14 protein-coding genes and 1 pseudogene are annotated in these 23,686 nt (G+C 74.7%); 14 read left to right on the forward strand and 1 reads right to left on the reverse strand.

The genetic code is table 11. The annotated features are described in order from the left end of the window. Positions 1–10: 10 nt before the first annotated feature. The 4 genes and pseudogenes from CRYAR_RS19155 to CRYAR_RS19170 form a co-directional block, all read left to right on the forward strand. Complete coding sequence (locus CRYAR_RS19155; protein WP_035852646.1) at positions 11–1,426, forward strand: GGDEF domain-containing protein; 1,416 nt, start codon at positions 11–13, stop codon at positions 1,424–1,426. Positions 1,427–1,470: 44 nt separating this feature from the next. After that, positions 1,471–2,187 (forward strand): helix-turn-helix domain-containing protein, encoded by a 717-nt coding sequence (locus CRYAR_RS19160; protein WP_035852647.1) that lies wholly within the window; start codon positions 1,471–1,473, stop codon positions 2,185–2,187. Positions 2,188–2,203: 16 nt separating this feature from the next. Continuing rightward, complete coding sequence (locus tag CRYAR_RS19165; RefSeq protein ID WP_035852649.1) at positions 2,204–2,884, forward strand: CPBP family intramembrane glutamic endopeptidase; 681 nt, start codon at positions 2,204–2,206, stop codon at positions 2,882–2,884. Between the two features lie 26 nt (positions 2,885–2,910). Beyond that, positions 2,911–3,228 (forward strand): annotated as a pseudogene (locus tag CRYAR_RS19170) (RNA polymerase sigma factor); the annotation flags it as partial. Positions 3,229–3,459: 231 nt separating this feature from the next. On the opposite strand, the gene CRYAR_RS19175 reads toward CRYAR_RS19170, so the two are convergent. Beyond that, entirely contained in the window at positions 3,460–4,602 is a 1,143-nt protein-coding gene (locus CRYAR_RS19175; protein ID WP_084700702.1) for a glycosyltransferase, read from the reverse strand. A 196-nt stretch (positions 4,603–4,798) separates the two neighbouring features. On the opposite strand from CRYAR_RS19175, the gene CRYAR_RS19180 reads away from it, so the two are divergent. The 10 genes from CRYAR_RS19180 (at position 4,799) to CRYAR_RS47400 (ending at position 23,635) form a co-directional block, all read left to right on the forward strand. After that, positions 4,799–12,850, forward strand: a complete 8,052-nt coding sequence (locus CRYAR_RS19180; protein WP_084700704.1) for an amino acid adenylation domain-containing protein — start codon at positions 4,799–4,801, stop codon at positions 12,848–12,850. Next, positions 12,847–18,276, forward strand: a complete 5,430-nt coding sequence (locus tag CRYAR_RS19185; RefSeq protein ID WP_035852652.1) for a non-ribosomal peptide synthetase/MFS transporter — start codon at positions 12,847–12,849, stop codon at positions 18,274–18,276. The genes CRYAR_RS19180 and CRYAR_RS19185 overlap by 4 nt, the downstream gene beginning before the upstream one ends. Then, positions 18,273–18,461: an MbtH family protein gene (locus CRYAR_RS19190; protein ID WP_035852653.1), complete on the forward strand. Its 189-nt coding sequence runs from the start codon at positions 18,273–18,275 to the stop codon at positions 18,459–18,461. The genes CRYAR_RS19185 and CRYAR_RS19190 overlap by 4 nt, the downstream gene beginning before the upstream one ends. Continuing rightward, entirely contained in the window at positions 18,462–18,782 is a 321-nt protein-coding gene (locus CRYAR_RS19195) for a phosphopantetheine-binding protein (protein WP_035852654.1), read from the forward strand. 3 nt (positions 18,783–18,785) lie between these two features. After that, on the forward strand, positions 18,786–19,967 hold the full coding sequence (locus CRYAR_RS19200) for a glycosyltransferase family 4 protein (RefSeq protein WP_035852656.1): 1,182 nt from the start codon (positions 18,786–18,788) through the stop codon (positions 19,965–19,967). 20 nt (positions 19,968–19,987) lie between these two features. Next, positions 19,988–20,878: a thiamine pyrophosphate-dependent enzyme gene (locus CRYAR_RS19205; protein ID WP_084701948.1), complete on the forward strand. Its 891-nt coding sequence runs from the start codon at positions 19,988–19,990 to the stop codon at positions 20,876–20,878. Beyond that, complete coding sequence (locus CRYAR_RS19210) at positions 20,857–21,870, forward strand: alpha-ketoacid dehydrogenase subunit beta (RefSeq protein WP_035852657.1); 1,014 nt, start codon at positions 20,857–20,859, stop codon at positions 21,868–21,870. The genes CRYAR_RS19205 and CRYAR_RS19210 overlap by 22 nt, the downstream gene beginning before the upstream one ends. Then, the gene (locus tag CRYAR_RS19215) at positions 21,867–22,991 is read left to right on the forward strand and encodes a 2-oxo acid dehydrogenase subunit E2 (RefSeq protein WP_035852658.1); all 1,125 of its coding nucleotides are present in this window, start codon (positions 21,867–21,869) and stop codon (positions 22,989–22,991) included. The genes CRYAR_RS19210 and CRYAR_RS19215 overlap by 4 nt, the downstream gene beginning before the upstream one ends. Before the next feature lie 181 nt (positions 22,992–23,172). Beyond that, positions 23,173–23,463 carry a helix-turn-helix domain-containing protein gene (locus tag CRYAR_RS19220; protein ID WP_084700708.1) on the forward strand — a complete coding sequence of 97 codons (291 nt, stop codon included), beginning with the start codon at positions 23,173–23,175 and terminating at the stop codon, positions 23,461–23,463. 31 nt (positions 23,464–23,494) lie between these two features. Next, the gene (locus CRYAR_RS47400) at positions 23,495–23,635 is read left to right on the forward strand and encodes a hypothetical protein (RefSeq protein WP_157017894.1); all 141 of its coding nucleotides are present in this window, start codon (positions 23,495–23,497) and stop codon (positions 23,633–23,635) included. The last annotated feature ends 51 nt before the right edge of the window (positions 23,636–23,686 follow it).

The following is a 23,686-nucleotide window of genomic DNA, read 5'->3' on the forward strand; positions in this document are numbered from 1 at the left end:
TCAGAACGGCATGAGTGCCCGCAGAACCGCGATCTTCCTCACCCTCGTTGTCCTCGGCGTCACGGCGAGCGTCCTCTCCTACGCCACCGCCGCCGGTTCCGTCGGCTACCTCCTCGGTTACGCCGTCGTCGTCGGGCTCGCGTGGCGCTCGGCGGTACGCCGCCGCCGCCCCGACCGCGGGCCGGGCATCCTGATCGCGGCCGCGATCACCCTGTGGATGACCGGTGACCTGATCGAGGCCGTGCAGTACTACTTCTTCACCGTCCCCCCGGTCGGGCCGTCCGACGTCTGCTGGCTCGGTGGTTACCCGCTGCTCGCGGTCGCGCTCATCCAGATGGCGCGCCGGCGGGCCCCGGGCCAGCTGCGTGGCGCGGTGCTCGACGGCGCCACGCTCACGATGGCCGGGGCCATGCTGAGCTGGCAGTTCCTGATCTCGCCCCTGCTCGGTTCGGGCGAGAGCCTGGCGACCTCGGTGGTGCCGGCGCTCTACCCCGTGGCCGACGTCGTCCTGCTGGCCGGTGTCCTGATCATCGCGCTCTCCCCGGGTGGCCGGGGCCGGCCGACCCAGTTCCTGCTCGGCGGCGTCACCGTGTACCTGGCGGTGGACCTGGGGTACAACCTGCTGCCCTACGTGGTGTCCTACGACCTGGTGGCCCGGCTCGGCCCGCTGGTGCTGGCCGGCAACGGGCTACTCGTCGCGGCCCTGCTCCACCCGGCCGGCGCCGAGCTGCTCCGCCCCGGCGCGCGGCTGCGGACGCTGCACGCGGCGCGCGTGCTGTTCCTCGGCTGCGCGCTGATGACCGCCCCGACGCTGGCGATCCTGCGATCGGACCCGGGCGGCACCGAGGCGGCGGCGCTGGCCGCGACGGCCGCCTGCGCCGCGTTCATCCTCGCCCGGTTCACCACCGCCGTGCGCGAGCAGGAGCGGAGCCAGGCCCAGCTGGCCTACCAGGCTCACCACGACCCGCTGACCGGGCTGGCGAACCGGACGGTGCTCCACGACCGGCTCGGTGAGACCGGGGAGCCGGTGGCCGTCCTCTACCTCGACCTGGACGGGTTCAAGGAGGTCAACGACCGGCTCGGGCACGAGGCCGGCGACGCCGTGCTCCAGGCCGTGGCCACCCGGCTCTCGGCCGCGGTCCGGCAGACCGACCTGGTCTCCCGCCTGGGCGGGGACGAGTTCGTGCTGCTCTGCCCGGGCGCCACCGAGGCCGACGCGATCGAGCTCGCCGAGCGGGTGCTGAGCGACGTCGCCGAGCCGGTTCCGTACCGGGGCGAGCTCCTGCACGTCGGCGTCAGCATCGGCATCGCCTCCCGGTCCGACGCGGCCGATTCGGCGCCGGTCGCGCTGCTCCGCTCGGCCGACAGCGCGATGTACGACGCGAAACGGCTCGGGCGCGGGCACTGGGTGCTGGCCGCCGCGTGACGCCCGCTTGACCGTGCCCCGAGGGCACGGTTGAGGATCACCGCATGACGTGGAGCACGCGCCAGCTCGCGGATCTGGCGGGCACGACGGTCAAGGCGGTCCGGTACTACCACGAGGTCGGGTTGCTGGAGGAACCCGAGCGGGCCGCCAACGGGTACAAGCAGTACGGCGTGCGTCACCTCGTGCGGGTGCTGCGCATCAAGCGGCTGGTCGACCTGGGCCTGCCGCTGGCGCAGATCGCCGACCTCGGCGAGGCCGACGACCGGCCCGAGAGCGCACTGCGCGTGCTCGACGCCGAGCTGGCCGCGACCATCGAACGACTCCAGCGGGTCCGGGCCGAGCTCGCCGTGATCCTCGGCGAGCGGGCCCCGTTCGACCTGCCCGAAGGCTTCGGGACGATCGGCGGCAACCTGCCCGACGCCGATCGCGCGCTGATCCTCATCTACTCGCGCGTGTTCGACCCGGCGGGCATGGTGGCGCTCCGCGAGATGGTGCGCACGTCCGACCTGGAGCCCGAGGCGCGGGCCCTGGAAAGCCTGCCCCCGGACGCCGACGAGAGCCTCCGGCAGGAGGTCGCGGAGGCCTACGCGGCCCGGACCGAACAGATGCTGGCCGAGCACCCGGCCGTCGCCGGGCTGCGCGCGAAGGCCCCGCGCGGGTTCTCGTTCGCCGACGAGGTCATCAACCGGGCCCTGCACGAGCTCTACAACCCGGCCCAGCTCGACGTGCTGCACCGCGTCAACCGAATCCTGAACTCCTGAAGGAGAGCCCCTCTTCATGCAGCCTTCCGTCGTCACCCGCGCCCGGCCCGGGTGGCCCGAGGTCCTCGTCGGCGCGCTCGCCTACCTGGTCGCCATCGTCGTCACCGTCGTCCTGTTACGCGCCATCCCCGACGACCAGGACGTCTTCTCCGGGCTCGCCGCGCTCGCGCTCTCCGGCGTGATCGGGCTGGCCGCGTTCGCCGCGGCGTTCGTGATCCGCATCCGCACGCTCGCCCCCTTCGGCTTCCGCCGCACCACCGGGAAGTGGCTGCTCGCCGGGGCCGGCGGCGGTCTGCTGTGCTTCCTGCTCGGCCTGGTGGTGTCGGGTCTCTACGTGGCGTTCACCGGGGACTCGGAGAACATCCAGGCCGACTACCAGTCGGCGGCCGACGGCGGCGCGCTGGCCCTCGTCGCCACGCTGCTGTTCGGTGCGGTCCTCACGCCCCTCGGCGAGGAGTCCTACTTCCGCGGGGTGCTCGCCAACGGGCTGGAGCGCTACGGGCCCTGGGTCAGCGTGCTGGTCAGCGCGGCGGTCTTCGCGGTCGCGCACGGTATCAACCCGGTGATGCCGGTCGCGTTCACGGTCGGCGTCGTCACCGCTCTGCTGTTCCGGCGGACCGGGTCGCTGTGGCCGGGAGTGTTCGTGCACGCGGTCAACAACGCGCTCGCGGCGACCGTGCCGTTGTTCTTCAGCTAGGCCCGCCCGGCGAGCCGGTGTCCGGCCCGCTGGGCTACGCCCACCGCACGATGGTCAACGTCTTTCTCCACCGGTGCCGGCGTGCGGCGGATCTGCCGGTCGAACACGTTCCGGACGCCGGCCGCGACGACGATGCGCCGGCTGCGGTCGACTCCGCGGCGGCCACCCGGCAGGTTCTCGCCGGGCTGCCGCCGACACAACGCGCGGCGATCGCCCTGCGCTACTTCGCGGACCTGCCCGACGAGGAGATCGGCCGGCTGCTCGGGTGCACCCCGCGGACCGTGCGGTCGCAGGTGTCCCGGGGGCTGGCCGCGCTTCGTCGGCGATGGGCGGCAGAGAGGTGAAACCCGTGCAGGACGACGATCGGGACCTGTTGCTCGCCGCGGAGTGGAACCTGCCGTTGACGGACGAGTTCGTCGCGGCGGGTCGCCGCGGGACGCGGCGTCGGCGGCTGCTGAGCCGGGCCGCGCCGGCTGGGCACGCCCGGGCGCTCGCCGATCTCACGGAGTTGCTGTGCGGACCGGCCGCGGTCAACGCTGCCGTCAGCGCCCGGACCAGGTACGGCGCTCGGTGGCCTAGGTCGCCCCCACGGTCTTCTCGATGACGTCGGCGGCGGTCTCGCTGCTGCGTGCCGGGTCGCCGCCGGCCCGTCGGGGGCGCGACGCCAGCGCCGTGTCGAGGAGGTCGGCGACGGACTCCGGCGAGGCTTCCTCGACCTCCGTCCAGCGGGCGAGGCCGAAGCGGGCGAGGCGGGCGGCGTTGTCCGGGCGATCGGCGCCGTGGGCCAGGATGACCTGCGGCGTTCCGGAGCGCAGGGCCCGGACCGCGGTGCCGATGCCGCCGTGGTGCAGCAGCGCACCGGCCTGCGGCACGACGGCCGGGAACGGTAACCGCGGATACCAGCGCGTGTGCGGGGGCAGCCGGGCCGGGAGCATCGCGCGGTCGGGGGCGACGACCACCGCGGGGTGGCCGGCCCGGGCGATCGCGTCGAGGGCCAGGGTGTAGAAGCGCGGGTGCAGCATCGCGCCGGTGCCGCCGGTGACGAGCACCTCGGTGTGGTCGAGGGTTTCGGTGGTCCCGGCGGGGTCGTCCTCGTCGCCGGTGACGAACCCGACCAGGTCGACGCCGGGCGGCGCGGGTGGCCCCGCCGCGTCGAACCACGACGGCCAGAGGCCCAGCGTGCGTGTCCCGGAGTCGAGCCAGCGCAGCCAGCCGGGACGCGCGGGCAGGCCGTGGCGGGCCCGCACCGCGCCCACGCCGTCGGCGAGCCCGCGCGCCAGGTTGAGCGCCGCGGCCGGTGCGACGAGCAGCTGGATCGGCGCGACCGCGACGGTGACCGCCGGAGCGCCGAGGGCCTCGGCGGCGATCAGCGTCGAGAGCGCGGACGTGTGCCGTCCGACCAGGACGGTGTCGTGCGGACGGTACCGCTCGATCAGGGCCGCGACTTCGAGGTCGAGCTGGGTGAACAAACCGGTGCTCTCGTAGTGCCGTCGTAACTCGGCCGGGCCGCGCACGTCCAGGCTGAGCCGGCGCTCGCGTGCCGACGCCTCGGTGTCGATCGGCACGAACTCGATTCCCGCCGCGCGCACGCGCTCCGCGTACGGCGCGTGGGTCAGCAGGCTGACGTCGTGTCCCCGGGCCAGCAGCGCGGCTCCGATGCGGACGAACGGCAGCACGTCGCCGCCCGAGCCGTGGGTCACCAACAGCACAACCGCCATCGGCCGAGTATCGCCCACGTGTCCACGGGGTTACACGAACTCTTGACGCTACGTAGTGCGGTTAGTACCGTTCGGACACGCTTGAAAGCGCTTACACAACCAGTTCGGCGGCTCTCCAGGCCCCGCCTCCTGGTCAATTCGCCGTTTCCTCACGGTCCGAGCCACGCTTCGCGATGACGTTTCGGGGGTTACGTCCATGGCTTCACCTGTCGCCGACCGCGTGTTCACTCTGGATCCGCGCCGGCGGTCGGCGCTGGCGGCGCTGCTCGGCGCCCGCACCGGGCCCGGCGCCATCCCGCGGCAGCCGCGCGACGGGCGGACGTTCCCGTGCACCCCCGCCCAGGTGCGCCTCTGGCTGGCCGACCAGCTGGACACCGGCGCGGTGGCGGTGCCCAACGCGACCGCCGGACTGCGGCTGCACGGCCCGCTGCGGGTCGAGGCCCTGCGCTCCGCGCTGGCCGAGGTGGCCGGTCGGCACGAGTCGATGCGGACGCGCTACGGCGTCTCGGCGGGCGTTCCGCACCAGATCGTCGCGGCCACGGCGCCGGCGCCGTTCGACGTCGTCGACCTGACCGGGTCACCGGCCGACGCCCGTTCCGCGGCGGCCTCCGCGGTCACCGCCGAGGCCGCCGCCGAACGGTTCGACCTGGCCACCGGGCCGCTGTTCCGGCTGACGCTGTGCCGGCTGTCCGACCAGGACCACGTCCTCCTCTTCGCCGGCCACCACATCGCGTTCGACGAGCAGTCGGTCGACATCGTGCTGCGTGAGCTCGCGGCCGGGTACGCGGCACCGGCGGGAGGGGATCCGGGGGGCGAGCTGGACTATGTGGATTACGCCTGCTGGGTGGCCGGCCAGGAGGTGCCCGCGGCGGCCGACGAGTACTGGCGCGAGCGGCTGGCGCCTCCGCTGCCGGACCTGGACCTGCCGTTCCTCACGCCCGCGCGCCGCCGCTCCGCCGCTGCCGTCCCGGGTCCGGCCGAGCCCGGTGCCGCCGCCGGGACCGAGAGCGTGCGGGTGCGGTTGGCGGCCGGACGGCTGGATCGGCTGCGTGCGGTCACCGGCAACCAGACGCCGTTCGTGACGCTGCTCGCGGTGCTCGACGTGCTGCTCGCGCGGTACACCGGGAGCGCCGACGTCACGGTGGGCACCGTCTCCGCCGGCCGCGCCCGGACCGAGCTGGAGCCGCTCGTCGGCTGTTTCCTCAACCCGCTGGTGCTGCGTACCGACCTCGCCGGGGCCGCGACGTTCACCGAGGTCGTGCACCGGGTCCGGGCCACGGTGGCCGAAGCCTTCGCCCGCGAGGTGCCGTTCGACCTCCTGGCCGGCCGGACCCCGCGCCGCCCCGGAATCCACCCGCTGTTCCAGGCCGCGCTGCACGTCCACCGGCACCGCGCCGACGAAGGCGCCTGGCCCGGCCTGACGACCGAGGTCTGGCACCACGAGGTCGGCGCGGACGCACTGGACCTCACGGTCGAAGCGACCCCGCTACCCGACGGCACCACCGACCTGACGTTCCGGACCCCCCGCGGAGCCGCCGAGCCGGGCGCGATCGACCGCTTCGCGGAGGCGTTCCGCACGCTCGTCGACGCGGTGGGGGAGGCGCCCGACGCCCCGCTCGCCGACGCCGGCCGCGCTCCCCGGGCCGACCGCGAGGTGCTCCGCCGGTGGAACACCACCTCGCGCCCGGTTCCGTCGTCGACGGTCGCGGCGCTGATCGCCGAGCGCGTCACCCGGACCCCGGACGCCGTCGCGGTCGTCGGAGCCGGACTCACCTGGACCTACGCCGACCTCGGCCGCGAGGTGTCCGCGCTGGCCGCGCGACTCACCGCGGCCGGGTGCCGACGGGGCACGCTGGTAGCGGTGTGCCTGGAGAGGTCCCCGTGGCTGGTGGTCGCCACGCTGGCGGTGTGGCGGGCCGGGGGCGCCTACGTGCCGATCGACCCGGAGTACCCGCCGGACCGTCAGGCCCTGGTCCTCTCCGACAGCCACGCCGCACTGGTCGTGACCCGGCGCGCACAGGACACCCACTTACCCCCCACCCCGGCGCCGATCATCCACGTGGACGAACCCCGTCCCGCGCCGGTGGTGGAGGTGCCGGACGGGCCGGAGCCGGACGATCTCGCCTACGTTCTCTACACGTCCGGCTCGACCGGGCGCCCGAAAGGCGTGGCGGTCGAGCATCGGGCGCTGGGCAACCTGATCGCCGACTTCGGGCACCGCCTGGCCGCCGGCCCGGCCGACCGCTGGCTCGCGGTCACCTCGCTGGCCTTCGACATCGCGGCGCTGGAGCTCTACCTGCCGCTGGTCACCGGTGCCCGGCTCGTGGTCGCCGACGAGGCCTCGGCCCGGGACGGCCGCGCGCTCGGCGACCTGATCCGCCGCGAAGGCGTCACCCATGTCCAGACCACCCCGTCGCGGTGGCGCCTCCTGCTCGCCGGCGGGTTCGGCCGGACCGACCCGTCCACGGTGGACCGCGCCGCGAGCGTCGGGCCCGGCTCGGCCCGAGCGGTGACCGCACTCGTCGGCGGGGAGGCGTTGCCGCCGGGGCTCGCGCGGGACCTGCGGGCGCGGACCGGGCGGCTGCTCAACGTGTACGGACCCACCGAGACCACGGTCTGGTCGTGCGCCTGGGAGGTGCCCGCCGACGTCGACGAGGTCGTGATCGGCACACCGCTGGCCAACACCCGGATCCAGCTGCGCGACCCGGACGGACACCTGGTGCCGGTCGGGGCACCGGGCGAGCTCTGGATCGGCGGGCTCGGCGTCGCCCGGGGCTACCTCGACCGCCCCGGTCTGACCGCGGACCGGTTCCGGCCCGACCCGGACGGCCCGCCCGGCGCGCGGCTCTACCGCACCGGTGACCTGGCCCGCTGGCGCGGCGACGGTCAGCTCGTGTTCCTCGGGCGTACCGACGACCAGGTGAAGCTCAACGGTCACCGGGTCGAGCTCGGCGAGATCGAGAACCGGCTCGGCGGGGTCGAGGGGGTCGCCGCGGCCGCGGTCGCGGTCACCGGGGACGTGGCGGGGGAGCGGGCCCTGGTGGCCTACGTCGTGCCGGTGCCCGGCGCGTCGTGGGATCCCGGCCTCGTGCGTGCCGCGCTGGCCCGCGCGCTGCCCGACGCGATGGTGCCGCGCCGGTACGTCGCACTGGAGCAGTTGCCGTTGACGCCCAACGGCAAGCTCGACCGGGCCGCGCTGCCCGCCCCGGACCTCACCCCGGAGACCGCCGGGTACCGGCCTCCCGGCACGCCGTCCGAGCACGTGGTCGCGGCGGTGTTCGCCGAGGTGCTCGGGCACGACCGGGTCGGCGCCGACGACGACTTCCTCGCGCTCGGCGGCCACTCCCTGCTCGCGATGACGATCGCCGCGCTGCTGTCGGAGCACTTCGGCCGCGAGGTCGGGGTCGCCTCGGTGTTCACCTGGCCGGTCGTCGCCGACCTCGCCCGGGAACTCGACCGGACCCACGCCGACCGCACCCGGGCCACGATGGCCCGCCGACCGATCGAACCGCGGCCCACCGGCTCCGGCCCGGCGCCGCTCTCGCTGGGCCAGCAGCCCCTGTGGTTCCTGCACCAGCTCGACCCGGCCGACGCCTCCTACAACATGCCGCTGGTCTACCGCTGCGCCGGGCCGATCGACCCGGACGCCCTCGACCGCGCGCTGACCCGCGTCGTCGCCCGCCACGAGGCGCTGCGGACCCGGTTCGGGCTGGTCGACGGCGAGCCCGCGCTGCTCGTGGATCCGCCGGCCGACGTCACCGCCGAGCGGGTCGACCTCTCCGCCGCGCCGGATCCCGTCCTGGCCGCCCACGAACGGGTGGCCGGGTGGACGAACGCGCCGTTCGACCTGGAACGCGACCGTCCGATCCGCGCGGGGCTGATCCGCCTCGGCCCCGACGACCACGTCTGGTGCCTGGTCGTGCACCACATCGGCGGCGACGGCCAGTCGCTGGCGCTGCTCGTCGAGGAGATCCGGCACGCCTACGACGGGGCCCCGCGCCCCGACTTCCCGGTGCGGTACTCGGACTTCGCGGCCTGGGAGCGCGCGGTGGTCCGCGACGGCGAGGACGACGCGTTCGCGTACTGGCGCGACCGGCTCGCCGGGGTGCCCGTGCTGGACCTGCCGACCGACCGCCCGCGCCCGCCGCTACCCAGCACCCGGGGAGCGTTCGTACGGCACCGGCTGCCGATCGAGCTCACCGAGGCGGTCGAGCGGCTCGCGGTGGCGCGGCGCAGCACGCTGTTCGTGGTGCTGCTCGCGGCGTACCAGGCCGTGCTCTCCCGGCTGAGCGGGCAGACCGATTTCTGCGTCGGCACCTCGGCGTCGGCCCGGGTGCGGCCGGAGATCGTGCCGCTGATCGGGATGTTCACCGACACGCTCGCGCTGCGTGCCGACCTGAGCGGCGACCCCACGTTCGCCGACCTGCTGAGCCGCACCCGCCACACCGTCCTGGGCGCGTTCGGGCATCCGCGGATCCCGTTCGAGCGGCTCGCCGCCGCCTGGCACCTGCCCCGCGACGCCAGTTTCCACCCGTTCTTCCAGACCATGCTGATCGTGCACACCGAGGACGCGGCCGGCGTCGACGTGGTGCCCGGCGTCCGGGCCGAACCGTTCGACGACGGGGTCACCCAGGCGAAGTTCGACCTGATGGCGGAGTGCTGGCGGGACCCGGACGGCCTGGACGTGGCCCTCAACTACCGCACCGACCTGTTCGACGCCGCGACCATGACGGGCCTGGCCGAGCGGCTGGAGGCGCTGCTCCGGGCGGCGGTCGCGGCCCCGGACCGGCCGCTGTCCGGGGTGGAGCTGGTGTCCTCGGCGGAGCGGTCCCGGCTGCTGGCCCTCGGCCGCGGCGCATCCGCGGACGACGACCCGGCCGACGTCGTGGCGCTGGTCGCCGAGCGGGTGCGCCTCGACCCGGACGCGGTCGCGATCGTCGACGGGGACGAGCAGCTCACCTACGCGCAGCTGGCCGGCCGGGCGCGAGCGCTCGCGGCCCGGCTGCGTGCGCTCGGGGTCGGGCCCGAAGTGCCGGTCGCGGTGGCGCTGCCCCGCTCGGCGGAGCTGATCGTGGCGCTGCTGGGCGTGCTCGAGGCGGGCGGCGCGTACGTGCCGATCGACGTCGGCTACCCGCCCGCGCGGATCGAGTTCCTGCTGCGCGACAGCGGCGCGACCGTGCTGGTCACCGACTCACCCCACGACCACTTCCCACCCGTGGACCACCTCGTCCTCCCCGGCGACGTCCTCCCCGGCGACGTCCACCCCGGACGGGCCGAACCCACGTCGGCGGGGCCAGGCGCCCCCGCGTACGTCATCTACACCTCCGGCTCCACCGGAACGCCCAAGGGCGTCGTCGTCTCCCGCGGCGCCCTCGCGGCCCGGGTGGAGTGGATGCGCCGCCGCTACGCGCTCGGCCCGGCCGATCAGGTCGTCCAGTTCGCCTCGGTCAGCTTCGACACCCACGTCGAGGAGGTCTGGCCGGCGCTGACCGCCGGAGCCCGGCTGGTGCTCCTCCCGCCCGGCCAGGACCTCCCGGAGCTCCTCGACCACACCCCGGTCACCGTCCTCGACCTCCCCACCCCGTACTTCCACGAGCTGGTCCCCACCCTCGACCGGCTCCACCTCCCGGACTCGCTGCGGCTGCTGATCCTCGGCGCCGACCAGGTCCGGTCCGACGCGCTCGCGACCTGGCGTCACCGCGTCGGCGACCGCGTCGAGGTGCTGAACACCTACGGCCCCACCGAGGCCACGGTGATCGCCACCGCCGCCACCCTCGGCGGCCACGACACCGACGGCCGCCCGCCGATCGGCCGGCCGATCGACCGCACCCGCCTCTACGTCCTCGACGAGCACCTGACCCCGGCCGGCTCCGGCGAGCTCTGGATCGCCGGAGCCGGCCTGGCCCGCGGCTACCTCGGCCGCCCCGGCCTCACCGCCGACCGCTTCCGCCCGGACCCGTTCGGCCCGGCCGGCACCCGGATGTACCGCACCGGCGACCGGGTGCGCTGGCGCGCCGACGGCCAGCTGGAGTTCCTCGGCCGGCTCGACGACCAGGTGAAGATCCGCGGCTACCGGGTGGAGCTCGGCGAGGTCGAGACCGCGCTCGCCGCGCAGCCGGGCGTCCGGCAGGCGGTCGTCGTACCCCGCACCGACGCCGCCGGCCACCGGACGCTCGCCGGCTACCTCGTCGGCGACGCGGACCCGGCGGACGTGCGTGCCGGGCTGGCCGCGCGGCTGCCGGCCTACCTGGTCCCGACCCACCTGACCGCCGTCGACGAGATCCCGCTGACCGGCAACGGCAAGGTCGACCGGCGCGCGCTCCCGGCCCCGGACCCCCGCCAGGACACCGGCTACCTCGCCCCGCGCACCCCGACCGAGGAGCTGGTCGCCCAGGTATGGGCCGCGGTGCTCGGGCTGGACGCGGTCGGCATGCACGACGACTTCTTCGCGCTCGGCGGCCACTCGCTGCTGGCGACCGGCGCGGTCGCCCGGCTCTGCACGGTCGTCGACTGCGACCTGACCGTCCGGACGTTGTTCGGCGCGCCGACGGTCGCCGGTCTGGCCGCGGCGATCGACCGGCTGCGTACCCGGCCGGGCACCGCGGACCGGCCGGTCGTCGCCCGCCCGGCCGGGGCCGGTCCGGCGCCGCTCTCGCTGGGCCAGGAACGGCTGTGGTTCCTGCACCAGCTCGATCCGGACGACGCCTCCTACTCCATCCACCTCGCCTACCGCCTGCGCGGGCCGGTCGACCCCGCCCGGCTCGAGCACGCGCTCGGCGTGGTCGTGGACCGGCACGACGTGCTGCGGACCCGGTTCCCCGAGATCGACGGCGAACCGGTGCAGGATGTCGGGCCGGCCACCGGGGTGACGCTGCTGCGGGCCGGGGCCGCCGGGCCCGAGGAGGCCCGCACGCGGGTCGCCGAGTGGGTCAACACGCCGTTCGACCTGGAGACCGGGCCGCCGATCCGGGCCGGGCTGGTCCGGATCAGCGACGACGACCACGTCCTGGCCGTCGTGCTGCACCACATCGCCGGTGACGGCCGCTCGGCCGGGCTGCTCGCCGCCGAGCTGCGCCGGGCCTACGACGGCGCCGAGCTGCCCGCCCTCCCGGTTCAGTACGCGGACTTCGCGACCTGGCAGCGGGCGCGCACCGCCGGCGAGGAGCTCGGCTACTGGACCGAGCAGCTCGCCGGGGTGCCGCCGCTGGAGCTCCCGACCGACCGGCCGCGTCCACCGGTGCCCTCCTCGGCCGGCGACTTCCTCGTGCACGACCTGCCCGAACCCGTCGTCCGCGCGGTGCGCCGGCTGGCCGCCGAGTCGTCGGCGACACCGTTCGTGGTGCTGCTCGCGGCCTACCAGGTGCTGCTGGGCCGGCTGACCGGCTCGCCGGACCTCTGCGTCGGCACGCCGATCGAGCACCGGCCCCGGGTCGAGGTGGCCGACCTGATCGGCTTCTTCGTCAACACGCTGGCCCTGCGCGCCGACCTGTCCGGCGCCCCGAGTTTCCGCGAGCTGGTGGCCCGCACCCGCGACACCGCGTTCGCCGCCTACGCCCGGCAGGACGTCCCGTTCGACCGGATCCTCGGTGCGCTCGACCTCCCGCGCGACGTCGGCCGCACCCCGCTGCTGGAGACGATGTTCACGCTCCACACCGAGGACGCCGCCGGCACCGACGTGCTGCCCGGCGTCGACGCGGAGTTCTTCGACGCCGAGTTCCGGCAGGTCAAGTACGACCTGAGCCTCGACGCCTGGCGGATGCCGGACGGTCTGCGGCTGGTCTTCGGGTACCGCACCGACCTGTTCTCGCGCGACACCGTCGGGGGGTGGGCGGAGCAGTTCGCGGCCCTGCTCGGCACGCTGCTGTCCGATCCGGACGGCCTGGTGTCCGGGGCGGAGCGGACCCGGCGGGCCGTCCGGGTGCCCCGCGGGCCGGTGCCCTACGTGGCGCCACGCACCGCCGCCGAGGAACTCGTCGCCGACGTCTGGGCCGAGCTGCTCGGGCTCGACCGGGTCGGGCTCTACGCGGACTTCTTCGCGTCCGGCGGCCACTCGCTGCTCGCGATGAAGATGCTGGCCCGGCTCCGGGCGGCGACGGGCACCCGGATCCCGCTGCGTGCGGTCTTCGCCCACCCGGTGCTGGAGCGGTTCGCCGCCGCGGTCGAGGAGGCGCTCCTGGCCGACCTGGCCGACCTTTCCGACGACGAGGCCGCCGCGTTGCTGGCCGCCGAGGAGGAACCCACGCCATGACCACCGACGCACTTTCCCCGGCCAAGCGCGCGCTGCTCGAACGTCGTCTGCGTCGTCGCACCGCGCCGGTGGCGACGATCCCGGCCCGGCCGGACGGCGAAGCACCGCAGCTCTCGTTCGCCCAGGAGCGGCTGTGGTTCCTCGAGCAGCTCACCCCGGGCAGCGGCGCCTACACGATCCCGGTGGTCCTGCGCGTGCGCGGTCCGCTGGACCGGGCGGCGCTGCGCACCGCGCTGTGCGGCGTGGTGGCCCGGCACGAGCCGCTGCGCAGCCGGTTCACCGACGCCGGGGACGGCAGGCCGGTGCTCACCGTCGACCCGCCCGTGGCCGCGGCGGCGCTCGAGCTGGACCTCGAGGAGGTCGCCGAGGAGCACGCCCAGGCGCGGGTCGAGGCGCACGTCACGCCGCCGTTCGACCTGGCCGCCGGCCCGCTGGTGCGTCCGCTGCTGTTGCGGCTGGGCGCCGAGGACCACCTGTTCGTGCTCGCGATCCACCACGTCGTCACCGACGGCTGGTCGATGGACCTGTTCCTGGACGAACTGACCGCACACTACGACGCGGCCGTGACCGGCGTCCCGGCCGAGCTGCCCGCGCTCCCGGTGCGCTATCGCGACTACGCGGCCTGGCAGCGGGCGCGCACGGACGGGCCGGAGAAGGAGGCCGACCTCGCCTACTGGCGGGGTGCCGTCGCCGGCCTCGAGCCCCTGGACCTGCCGACCGACCATCCCCGCCCGCCCCGGCAGACGTTCCGCGGGGCGGAGTACACGCTCGACCTCGGCGCCCCGGTGCGGACCGGCGTCACCCGGCTGGCCGACGCCCACGGCGCGACGCCGTACATGGTGCTGCTGGCCGGCGTCCACGCGCTCCTCGGCCGCTACAGCGGGCAGGCGGACTTCGCGGTCGGGTCGCCGGTCGCCGGTCGCACCCAGGCGGAGCTGGAGAAGCTCATCGGGCTGTTCGTCAACACGCTGACACTGCGGGCGTCGCTCGGGGGCGACCCGACGTTCGCCGAACTCGTCCGGCGCACCCGGGAGACGTGCCTGGACGCGTTCGCCCACCAGGAGCTGCCGTTCGAGCAGCTGGTGCAGGCCCTGAACGTGCCCAGGGACGTGTCCCGCTCGCCTCTGTTCCAGGTGCTGTTCGCGGTGCAGAACTACGCCGAGCACAGCGGCCGGGCGCCGGTCGGCACGGTGCTGGAGCACTGGTCGGCTCCGGTCGTCGCCACCCGCTTCGACCTGGAGATCTACGTCCGGGACGACCCCGCCGGGCACCTGTGGGCGACGTTCGTCTACAACACCGACCTGTTCCGGCCGGACACGGTCGAGCGCCTGGCCGGACACCTGCGTCGCCTGCTCGAGGCCGGGCTGCACGACCCGGACCGGCCGGTCGGGGACATCGCGCTGACCACCCCGGACGAACGGGTCGCGCGGACCGGCCCGCCGGTCGAGGTGGCGCCGGACGCCACGCTGCCGTCGCTGATCGCCGAGTCGGTACGCCGCCGCCCGGCGGCCGTCGCGGTGACGTTCTCCGGCCAGGACCTGACCTACGCCGAGCTCGACGCCCGCTCCGCCGCGCTCGCCGACCGGCTGCGCGGGCTCGGCATCGGCCCGGGCCACCTGGTCGCGATCTGCGCCGAACGCTCGCTGGAACTGGTCGTCGCGCTCTACGCGGTGCTGCGCGTCGGCGCCGCGTACGTGCCGCTCGACCCGGAGTACCCGGTGCGCCGGCTGGAGTTCATGCTCGCCGACAGCGGCGCGTCGATCGTGCTCACCCAGCGCCGCTTCGCGTCGCTGCTCCCGTCGCAGCGACAGATCCACCTCGACGACGCCACCGACGACGACGTCCGCCCGGACGTCGTCGGCGGCGGGCCGGAGCCCGGGCCCCGGCCCACCGACCCGGCCTACGTCATCTACACCTCGGGCTCGACCGGTCGGCCCAAGGGCGTGCCGAACACCCACCGGGGCATCGTCAACCGGCTGGACTGGATGCAGCGCACCTACCGGCTCGGCGACGACGACGTCGTCCTGCAGAAGACCCCGGCGAGCTTCGACGTCTCGGTCTGGGAGTTCTTCTGGCCGCTGCTGGCCGGCGCCCGGCTCGTGCTGGCCGAGCCCGGCGGCCACAAGGACGCCGAGTACCTGCGTGACCTGGTGCGCACCGAGGGCGTCACGACGCTGCACTTCGTGCCCTCGATGCTGGCGATGTTCCTCGACGCCGACGGGGTCACCGGCTGCGCGTCGCTGCGCCGGGTGATCTGCAGCGGCGAGGAGCTGCCGGTCGACCTGGCCCGCCGGTGCCTGGCGCTGCTCCCGGCCGAGCTGCACAACCTCTACGGCCCCACCGAGGCGGCGATCGACGTCACCGCCTGGCACTGCGGCGCCGACGCGCTGGAGGGCCTGCCGCGGGTGCCGATCGGCGCTCCGATCCAGAACCTGACCCTGTACGTGCTCGACGACCGGCTCCGGCCGGTACCGGTCGGGCTGCCCGGGCAGCTGTACCTCGCCGGGGTGGGCCTGGCCACCGGGTACCTGAACCGGCCCGCGCTCACCGCCGAGCGGTTCGGCCCCGACCCGTTCGGCCCGCCCGGCTCCCGGATGTACGCGACCGGGGACCTGGCCCGGTGGCGGCCGGACGGCACCGTGGACTTCCTCGGGCGGATCGACAGCCAGGTCAAACTGCGCGGCCTGCGGATCGAGCCGGGGGAGATCGAGGCCGAGCTGCGGCGTCAGCCGGGGGTGCGGGAAGCGGCCGTCGTCGTCCGCGAGGACCACCCCGGCGACAAACGCCTGGTCGCCTACCTGGTGGCGCCCGGGGGAGTGGACGACGCGGCGCTGCGCACCGCGCTGCGCGGTGCGCTGCCCGACCATTTCGTGCCGGCCGCGTACGTGGAGCTGCCGGCCCTGCCGCTCACCCCGAGCGGCAAGCTCGACCGGCGGGCGCTGCCGGCCCCGGTGGTCCGGCGCGACGCGTCGACCGCACTGGTGGAACCGCGGACCGACACCGAGCGGCTGATCGCCGGCCTCTGGTCCGAACTGCTCGGCGTCGACACGCTCGGCATCGACGACGACTTCTTCGACCTGGGCGGGCACTCGCTGATCGCCACCCAGGTGGCGGCGCGGCTGCGCCGGGTCGCCGCGGGCGGGGTCTCGGTACTCGACCTGTTCGCGTACCGCACGATCCGCGAGCTCGCGGCGTTCGTCGAGCAACCGGCGCGGGCACGGGGGCCGCGCCGGTTGCTCAACGAGCTCACCCGGCCCGTCCCGGCCGACCAGCGCGTGGCCACGCTGGTCTGCGTCCCTTACGGCGGCGGCAGCGCGGTCGTCTACCAGCCGCTGGCCGACGCGCTGCCGGCCGGGTGGTCGCTGTACTCGGTCGCGATCCCCGGCCAGGACATCGGGCTGCGCGAAGACCCGCTGCCGTTCGACGAGCTGGCCGCGCGGTGCGTCACCGAGGTGATCGAGCGGATCGAAGGGCCGGTGGTGATCTACGGGCACTGCGGGGTGGGCTCCTCGCTGGCGGTGGAGACGGCCCGGCGCCTGGAGGCGGCCGGCCGGGCGGTCGAGGCGGTCTACATCGGCGCGGTGTTCCCGTTCGCGCGCCCCACCGGCCGGGTGTCGTCGCTGCTCTCGACGATCGCCGGGCGCGAACGTCTGCTCGGCAACCGGGTCTACGAGAACTGGCTGCGGTCGATGGGCGTCGACATGGCCGAGCTGGATCCGGCCGAGTCGGACGTGATCGTCGCGAACATGCGGAAGGCCTCCGAGATCGCCGAGGAGTACTTCACCGGGTTGTTCGCCGGTGGCGCCGCTCCGCTGCGGGCCCCGATCGTCTCGGTGGTCGGCAACCGCGACCCGCAGACCGAGTTCTACCAGGAGCGGTACCGCGAGTGGCACCTCCTCGGGCCGTCCGCGTCGCTCGTCGTGCTGGACGAGGGTGGCCACTTCTTCCTGAAGTACCGGGCCGCCGAGCTCGCCGAGATCGTCACCACCGTCCACCGCACCGACGAGCCGCTCCGCGACCCGGAGGGCGGCTGGAGCGTCACCGGTCGCTCGACCTCGGGCGTCGCACCGCGGCGGACGAGCGGGCCGGAGCCGAGCCTGCGGCGGTTCGGGACGGTCGCGGCGGCGCAGCTGGTCTCGATCGTCGGCTCGGCGCTGAGCGAGTTCGCGATCCCGCTGTGGATCTACACGCAGACCGGTTCGCTGGTGAAGTTCGCGACGTTCGCGGTCCTCGGCCTGGTGCCCGGGATGCTCGTCGCGCCGTTCGCCGGTGCGGTCGTCGACCGGTACGACCGGCGGCGGGTCATGCTGATCGCCGACGCCGCGGCCGGCGGCAGCCAGGCCGTGCTGCTCGGCCTCGCGCTCACCGGTCGCCTGGGCATCGGCGCGATCTACGTGCTGCTGGTGACGCTCTCGGTCGCGCTCACCTTCCAGCGGCTGGCGTTCGCCTCGGCCGTTCCCCAGCTGGTGCCCAAGCGCTACCTCGGGCACGCCAACGGCGTCGTGCAGATGAGCTTCGGCGCCGGGCAGTTCCTGGTGCCCCTGGTCGCGGCCGGGCTGCTGGCCACGATCGGGCTACCCGGGATCCTGCTCGCCGACGTGCTCAGCTACGGCGTCGGCATCGCGGTGCTGCTGTTCGTGCGGTTCCCGAACACGATGGCCTGGGTGCGCCGGGAGACGTTCTGGCAGGAGGTCGTCGGCGGCTGGCGCTACTCGCTGGGAGCCGCCGGCCTGCGCCCGGTGCTGCTGTTCTTCGCGGTGCTCAACCTCTTCATGACCCCGCTGTTCCTGCTGCTCTCCCCGCTGGTGCTGTCGTTCTCCGATCTGGACGCGGTCGCGCGCACCAGCATGGCCGGTGGCCTGGGGGCGGTGCTCGGCGGGCTGCTGATGAGCGTCTGGGGCGGGCCCCGGCACGATCGGGTGCGCGGGATGCTGCTCGTCGTCCTGGGGCTGGCGCTGTGCAGCGCGGTACCCGGTCTGCGTCCGAGCGAGTGGCTGGTGGCGGTCGGCGCGTTCGGGATGTCGTTCGGGCTCACCCTGGCCAACGGCGTCTACACGACGGTCGTCCAGGTCAAGGTGCCGCAGCGTTACCACGGCCGGGTGTTCGCCGTGAACACGGTGATCGCGTTCTCCACGATCCCGATCGGCTACGCGGTCGTGGCGCCGCTCGGCAGCGCTCTGCTCGAGCCGCTGATGGCGCCGGACGGAGCACTGGCCGGCAGCGTCGGCGCGCTCATCGGCGTCGGCGAGGGCCGGGGGATCGCCCTGCTGTTCCTGCTCCTGGCGGCCGCGATGGTCGTGCAGGTGCTGATCTCGCTGCGCCGGCCCAGCCTGGCGCGGTTCGACGACCGGGTGCCGGATGCGATGCCCGACGACCTGATCGGCGCGAAGGCGCTGGCGGAGAAGAAGAAGGAGCGACGGAGATGAGCAACCAGCGGCAGTACGAGGTCGTCCTGAACCTCGAGGAGCAGTACTCGATCTGGCCGACCGACTACGACCGGCCCGCCGGGTGGCGGGCCGAGGGCACGGTCGGCACCCGGCAGGAGTGCCTCGACCACATCGACGGCGTCTGGACCGACATGCGCCCGCTGAGCGTCCGGGGGGCGTCGTAGATGGACGCGACCGAATCGACGGTCGCCCGGATCTGGACCGACCTCGGCCTGCTCCCCACGTCGGCCGACGACGATTTCTTCGCGCTCGGCGGGCAGTCGCTGACGCTGGTGCGGTTCCTCGCCCGGGTACGCGAGGAACTCGGCCTGGAGCTGCCGGTGGACGCGCTGTTCGAGTCCGACCTGACCGTCCGGGCCGCGGCGAACGTCGTCACGACGGCCCGGCTGGACAGCGCCGACGCCGACGAGCTCGCGCGGGCGCTCGCCGAGCTCGACGGGATGTCCGAGGCCGAACTGTCGGCGCTGCTGGCCGAGGGCGGGTGACGGATGCGGGTACTGCTCGCGCAGAACATGCGCTACCGGCCCGGGCACGGGGGAGCCACCAAGTCCAACCGGATCTGGCTGGAACAGCTGGCCGCCGCGGGGCACCGGTGCGTGGCCGTGACGCCCGGCGACGCCGACGCCGTCCGCGTCGACAACGGGGTGGAGGTGCACACCGTCTCCACCGGCGCCCGGCTGGCTCCCGCGGTGGTCGCGGTCGCGGCCGCCGAGCGTCCGGACTGGACCCTCGTGCCCTCCGACGACCCGGGTCTGGTGATGCTCGGCACCGCGCTGCGCGCCACCCCCGGGCGGGTCGTGTACCTGCTGCACACCCTCCAGCAGGCTCCGTTCGGGCCGCGGTCGTTCTACCCGGGCGGCTCCGGGGCGGCGCTGGTCCGGCGCTGCGCCGCGGTGGTGGCCGTCAGCCGCACCGCGCAGGAGTACGCGGCCCGCTGGGCCGGTCTGGACGCGACGCTGATCCACCCCGACGTCTACGGCTCCGGCCCGCACCCGCGGCTCGGCCGGCCGGACGCCGGTGCGGTGACGCTCGTCAACCCGTGCGGTATCAAAGGGCTCGACGTCCTGCTCGGGCTCGCCGACGCCGAGCCGGACGTCCCGTTCCTCGCGGTGCCGACGTGGGGCACCGACGCCGCCGAGCGGGCCGAGCTGGCGCGCAGGCCGAACATCGCGCTCGCCCGGCCGGTGGACGACATCGCCGACCTGCTGGCCCGCACGCGCGTCCTGCTGATGCCCTCGCTCTGGGACGAGACGTTCGGCTACACGGCGGTGGAGGCCATGCTGCACGGCGTGCCGGTGCTCGCCGCCGACGTCGGCGGGCTGCGTGAGGCGAAGCTCGGTGTGCCGCACCTGCTGCCGGTCCGGACCATCGAGGCCTACCGGCCGCAGCGCGCCGACGAGCCGTATCCGCGGCCGGTCGTCCCGCCCCAGGACGTGACCCCGTGGCGCACCGCGCTGCGCCGGCTCCTCGACGATCCGGCCGGCTACACCGCGCTGGCCGACCAGGGCCGGCGCGCGGCGGCGGAGTTCGTCGCCGGTCTCGACGCCCGGGCCCTGGAGCGGTGCCTCGCCGGGCTCACCCCCGCGCCGGCGCGGCCGGCCACCGCACCCGACCCGGTCCGGCAACGCGCGCTGGCGGCCCTGCTCGCCCGGCGGAAGGTGACGACGTGAACTCCGACGACCTGCGGACGATGCTGCTGATCCGCCACTTCGAGCTCGCACTGCTCGACCTGTTCGCCCGGGGCGAGGTGCACGGGACGACGCACACCTGCCTCGGTCAGGAGGCCGTGCCGGTCGCGCTGAGCCCGCTGCTCGACCCGGATGACTTCGTCTTCAGCAACCACCGGGGCCACGGCCACTACCTGGCCCGCTTCGACGACCCGGCCGGGCTGCTCGCCGAGATCCTCGGCCGGGACGGCGGGGTCAGCGGAGGCGTCGGTGGGAGCCAGCACCTGCGGCGCGGCCGGCACCTCTCGACCGGCGTCCAGGGGGAGAGCCTGCCGGTGGCGGCCGGGACCGCGCTGCACCTGGCCCGCTCCGAACCCGGCCGGCTGGCCTGCGTCTACGTCGGCGACGGCAGCTGGGGCGAGGGTGCGATGTACGAGGCGCTGAACATGGCGGCGCTGTGGCGGCTGCCGCTGCTGGTCGCGGTCGAGCACAACGGGATCGCGCAGAGCACGCCGACCGCCGCGGCGATGGCCGGCACGATCGCCGGCCGCGCCGCCGCGTTCGGCGTCGAGCACCTCCACGTCGACGCGACCGAACCCGGCGTCGCGCGGCTGCGTACCGCGCTGGCCGCACCGGTGGAGCGCGTGCGCCGGGGAGCGGGGCCGCTGGTGGTGGAGTTCGCGACCCGGCGTACCGGCCCGCACAGCAAGGGCGACGACTCCCGCCCGGCCGGGGAGCTCGACCGGTTGCGGACCCAGGACTGGTACGCCCGGCTCGACGGGCCGGAGTTCGACCGGCTCGACGCCGAGCAGCGCGCCCGGGTCGCCGCGGTGGTCCGTGACGTCACCGCCCGCCCCCCGGCCACCGGCCGCGTCGCCGCGGAGGTGGAGCAGTGGCAGCCCGTCAGCGTGTAGCCGAGCACCTCAACGGCGCGCTCGGCGCCGCACTCGCCGCCGACGACCGGCTCTACCTGCTCGGCCAGGACATCACCGACCCGTACGGCGGCGCGTTCAAGATCACCCGGGGGCTCTCCACCCGCTTCCCGCGCCAGGTCGTCGCGACGCCGATCAGCGAGGCCGGCCTGGTCGGGCTGGCCAACGGCCTCGCGCTGGCCGGCAACCGGGCGATCGTCGAGATGATGTTCGCCGACTTCGTGACGCTCGCCTTCGACCAGATCGTCAACTTCGCGGCCAAGTCGGTGAGCATGTACGGGCAGCGGGTGCCGATGCCGGTCGTCGTGCGGTGCCCGACCGGCGGCCGCCGTGGCTACGGCCCGACGCACAGCCAGAGCCTGCAGAAACACTTCCTCGGCGTGCCCGATCTGGACGTCTACGAGATCAGCCCGTTCCACGACTGCGTGGACCTGTTCGCGGGCGTGCTGCGCCGCGGGGTGCCGGCCGTGGTGTTCGAGGACAAGGTGCTCTACACCGGGCTGCGGCGGCCGCCCGGCACCGCCGACGACCTGTTCCGCTACGACCTGGCCGGGCCGTGGCCGGGAACCGCGGTGGCCCGGATCGCCGGGATCGACACGCCCGACTGCGTGCTGATCACCCCGGGCGGCGTCGCCGAGCGCGCGCTGGTGGCGATGCGTGAGCTGCTGATCAGCCGGGAGATCAGCTGCGAGCTGTACGTGCCGGCCCGCCTGGACGCCACGGCGCTGGAACCGATCCTGCCCGCCGCCGCCCGGGCCGGTCAGGTCGTGATCGTCGAGGACGGGACCGCCGGTGGCACCTGGGCGGCCGACCTCGCGCACCAGCTGCACACCGCGCTGTGGGGACAGCTGAGCCGGCCGGTCCGGGTCGTCTGTGCGGCCGACCGCGTGGTGCCGGCCGCCGCCCATCTGGAGGAGGAGGTCCTCGTGCAGGCCGCAACCATCAGCGCGACCGTTCAGCGGGGTCACCGGTGACCGAGATCCGCATCCCCCGGCTGAACTCCAACGACACCGAGTACACGCTGGTCGAGTGGCTGGTGGCGACGGGTGAGCCGGTACGGCCGGGTGACCTGGTCGCGACCGTCGAGACGTCGAAGGCGACCGAGGACCTGACCTGCGCCGGCGCCGGCGTGCTCCAGCACCTGGTCGCCGCGGGCACCGAGTGCGCGGTCGGCGAGGTGATCGCCACGGTCCTGCCGGTCGGGACCCGGGTGAGCGCGTCACCGGCCGGGGTGTCACCGGCCGGGGTGTCACCGGCCGGGGTGTCACCGGCCGGGGTGTCACCGGCCGAGGTCGAGCCGATCATCACCGAGCCCGCGCGCCGGGCGATGGCGGAGCGGGGCATCGGCCTCGCCGCGGTCCGGGCCCTCGGCCGGCCGGTGATCCGGGTGGCCGACCTCGACGCGCTGGACCCGGCCGGACCCGGCCGGGTCGAACCGCTGTCATCCGTGCAGCAGGCGGTGGCCGCCGTGGTCAGCGACTCGCACCGGTCCGTGCCCGCGGGTTTCGTCGCGATCGAGGTCCCGGTCGACGCCGCGCTGCACCAGGCCCGCGAGCTCACCCGGACCCACCGCTGCCTGATCGGCCTGACCGAACTGGTGATCGCGGCGCTCGGCACCGTCGCCGAGCGGTTCCCGCAGTGCTTCGGCGCCTACGTCGAGCCCGGCGCGGTCCGCCTCCCCGACCGCGTCGACGTCGGGGTGACGATCGACATCGGACTGGGGCTGCACGTCCCGGTGATCCGGGACGCCGCCGCGAAGCCGGTCGCGGTGATCGCGAAGGAGCTCATGGCCCACCGGCTCACCGCGATGCGCGGCAGTTTCCGCGCCACCGATCTGACCGGAGCGAACGTCCTGCTGGCCCTGCACACCGACGACGGCGTGACGACGGCCGTGCCGATCGTGCTCCCGGGCACCGTCTGCGCGGTCTCGCTCGCCGGTGTCCGGCCGGTCCTGCGGCTGGACGCCGACGGCGCCCCGGTGACGCACACCGTGGTGTCGCTGGGCGTGGCCTACGACCACCGGGTCGTCAACGGGGCCAAGGCGGTCGAGTTCCTGCGTGCGGTCCGGGAGGTGCTGCTCGCACCGGTTCGCTGATCGGCCGCCCGGAGCGCGGACTCGTTCGCTTTCCGGCTGGTCACTGACCGTCACCGAGCGGCATCATGGAGCCATCGATTCGGAACGGAAGCGGCGGACGAGGTGACGACGACGGCCTCCACGATCGACCTGTGGTCACGCCCCTCCCGGCGCAGGTCGGCGGCGGGGTCGTGCGGGTGCCGTGGAGGCGCTGGAGAACCTCGCCGGACCCCGGGCCGGGGCCCGGTGCGTCGCGCGGGTCTCCGGACCGGCCCTCCGCGCGGCGTTCCGGGAGCAGTACGGCACCACCCCTACCGGCTACCTGCGACGGGTCCGAATGGACGGCGCTCACCGCGACCTGCTGGCCGCGGGCCCCGCGCGGACCACGGTGGACCAGGTCGCCGCCCGGTGGGGCTTCGCCGACGGCGCCCGGTTCGCGGCGTACCACCGGCGCCACTACGGTGTGCCGCCCAGTCGCACGCTCGGAACCTGACGCCACCGGCTTCCTCAGCGCAAGGACATCCATGGTCGAACCACCCTCCAGCCGTCTGCCGCAACGCTCCCAGCGCATCGCCTCCGATCCGGACGAGGCCCGCGCGGTGCTGACCGAGGCGTTCGGCGCGCGGCTCCGGGTCGGTGGTGTCGCCGGGCGGGACTGGGCGTGAGTATCCGGAGCGTGCGGGCCGGCGACGTCTACGTCGGCAACCGTCCCCGGG

It is taken from the genome of Cryptosporangium arvum DSM 44712, assembly GCF_000585375.1.
GTDB classification, from domain to species: Bacteria; Actinomycetota; Actinomycetes; order Mycobacteriales; family Cryptosporangiaceae; genus Cryptosporangium; species Cryptosporangium arvum.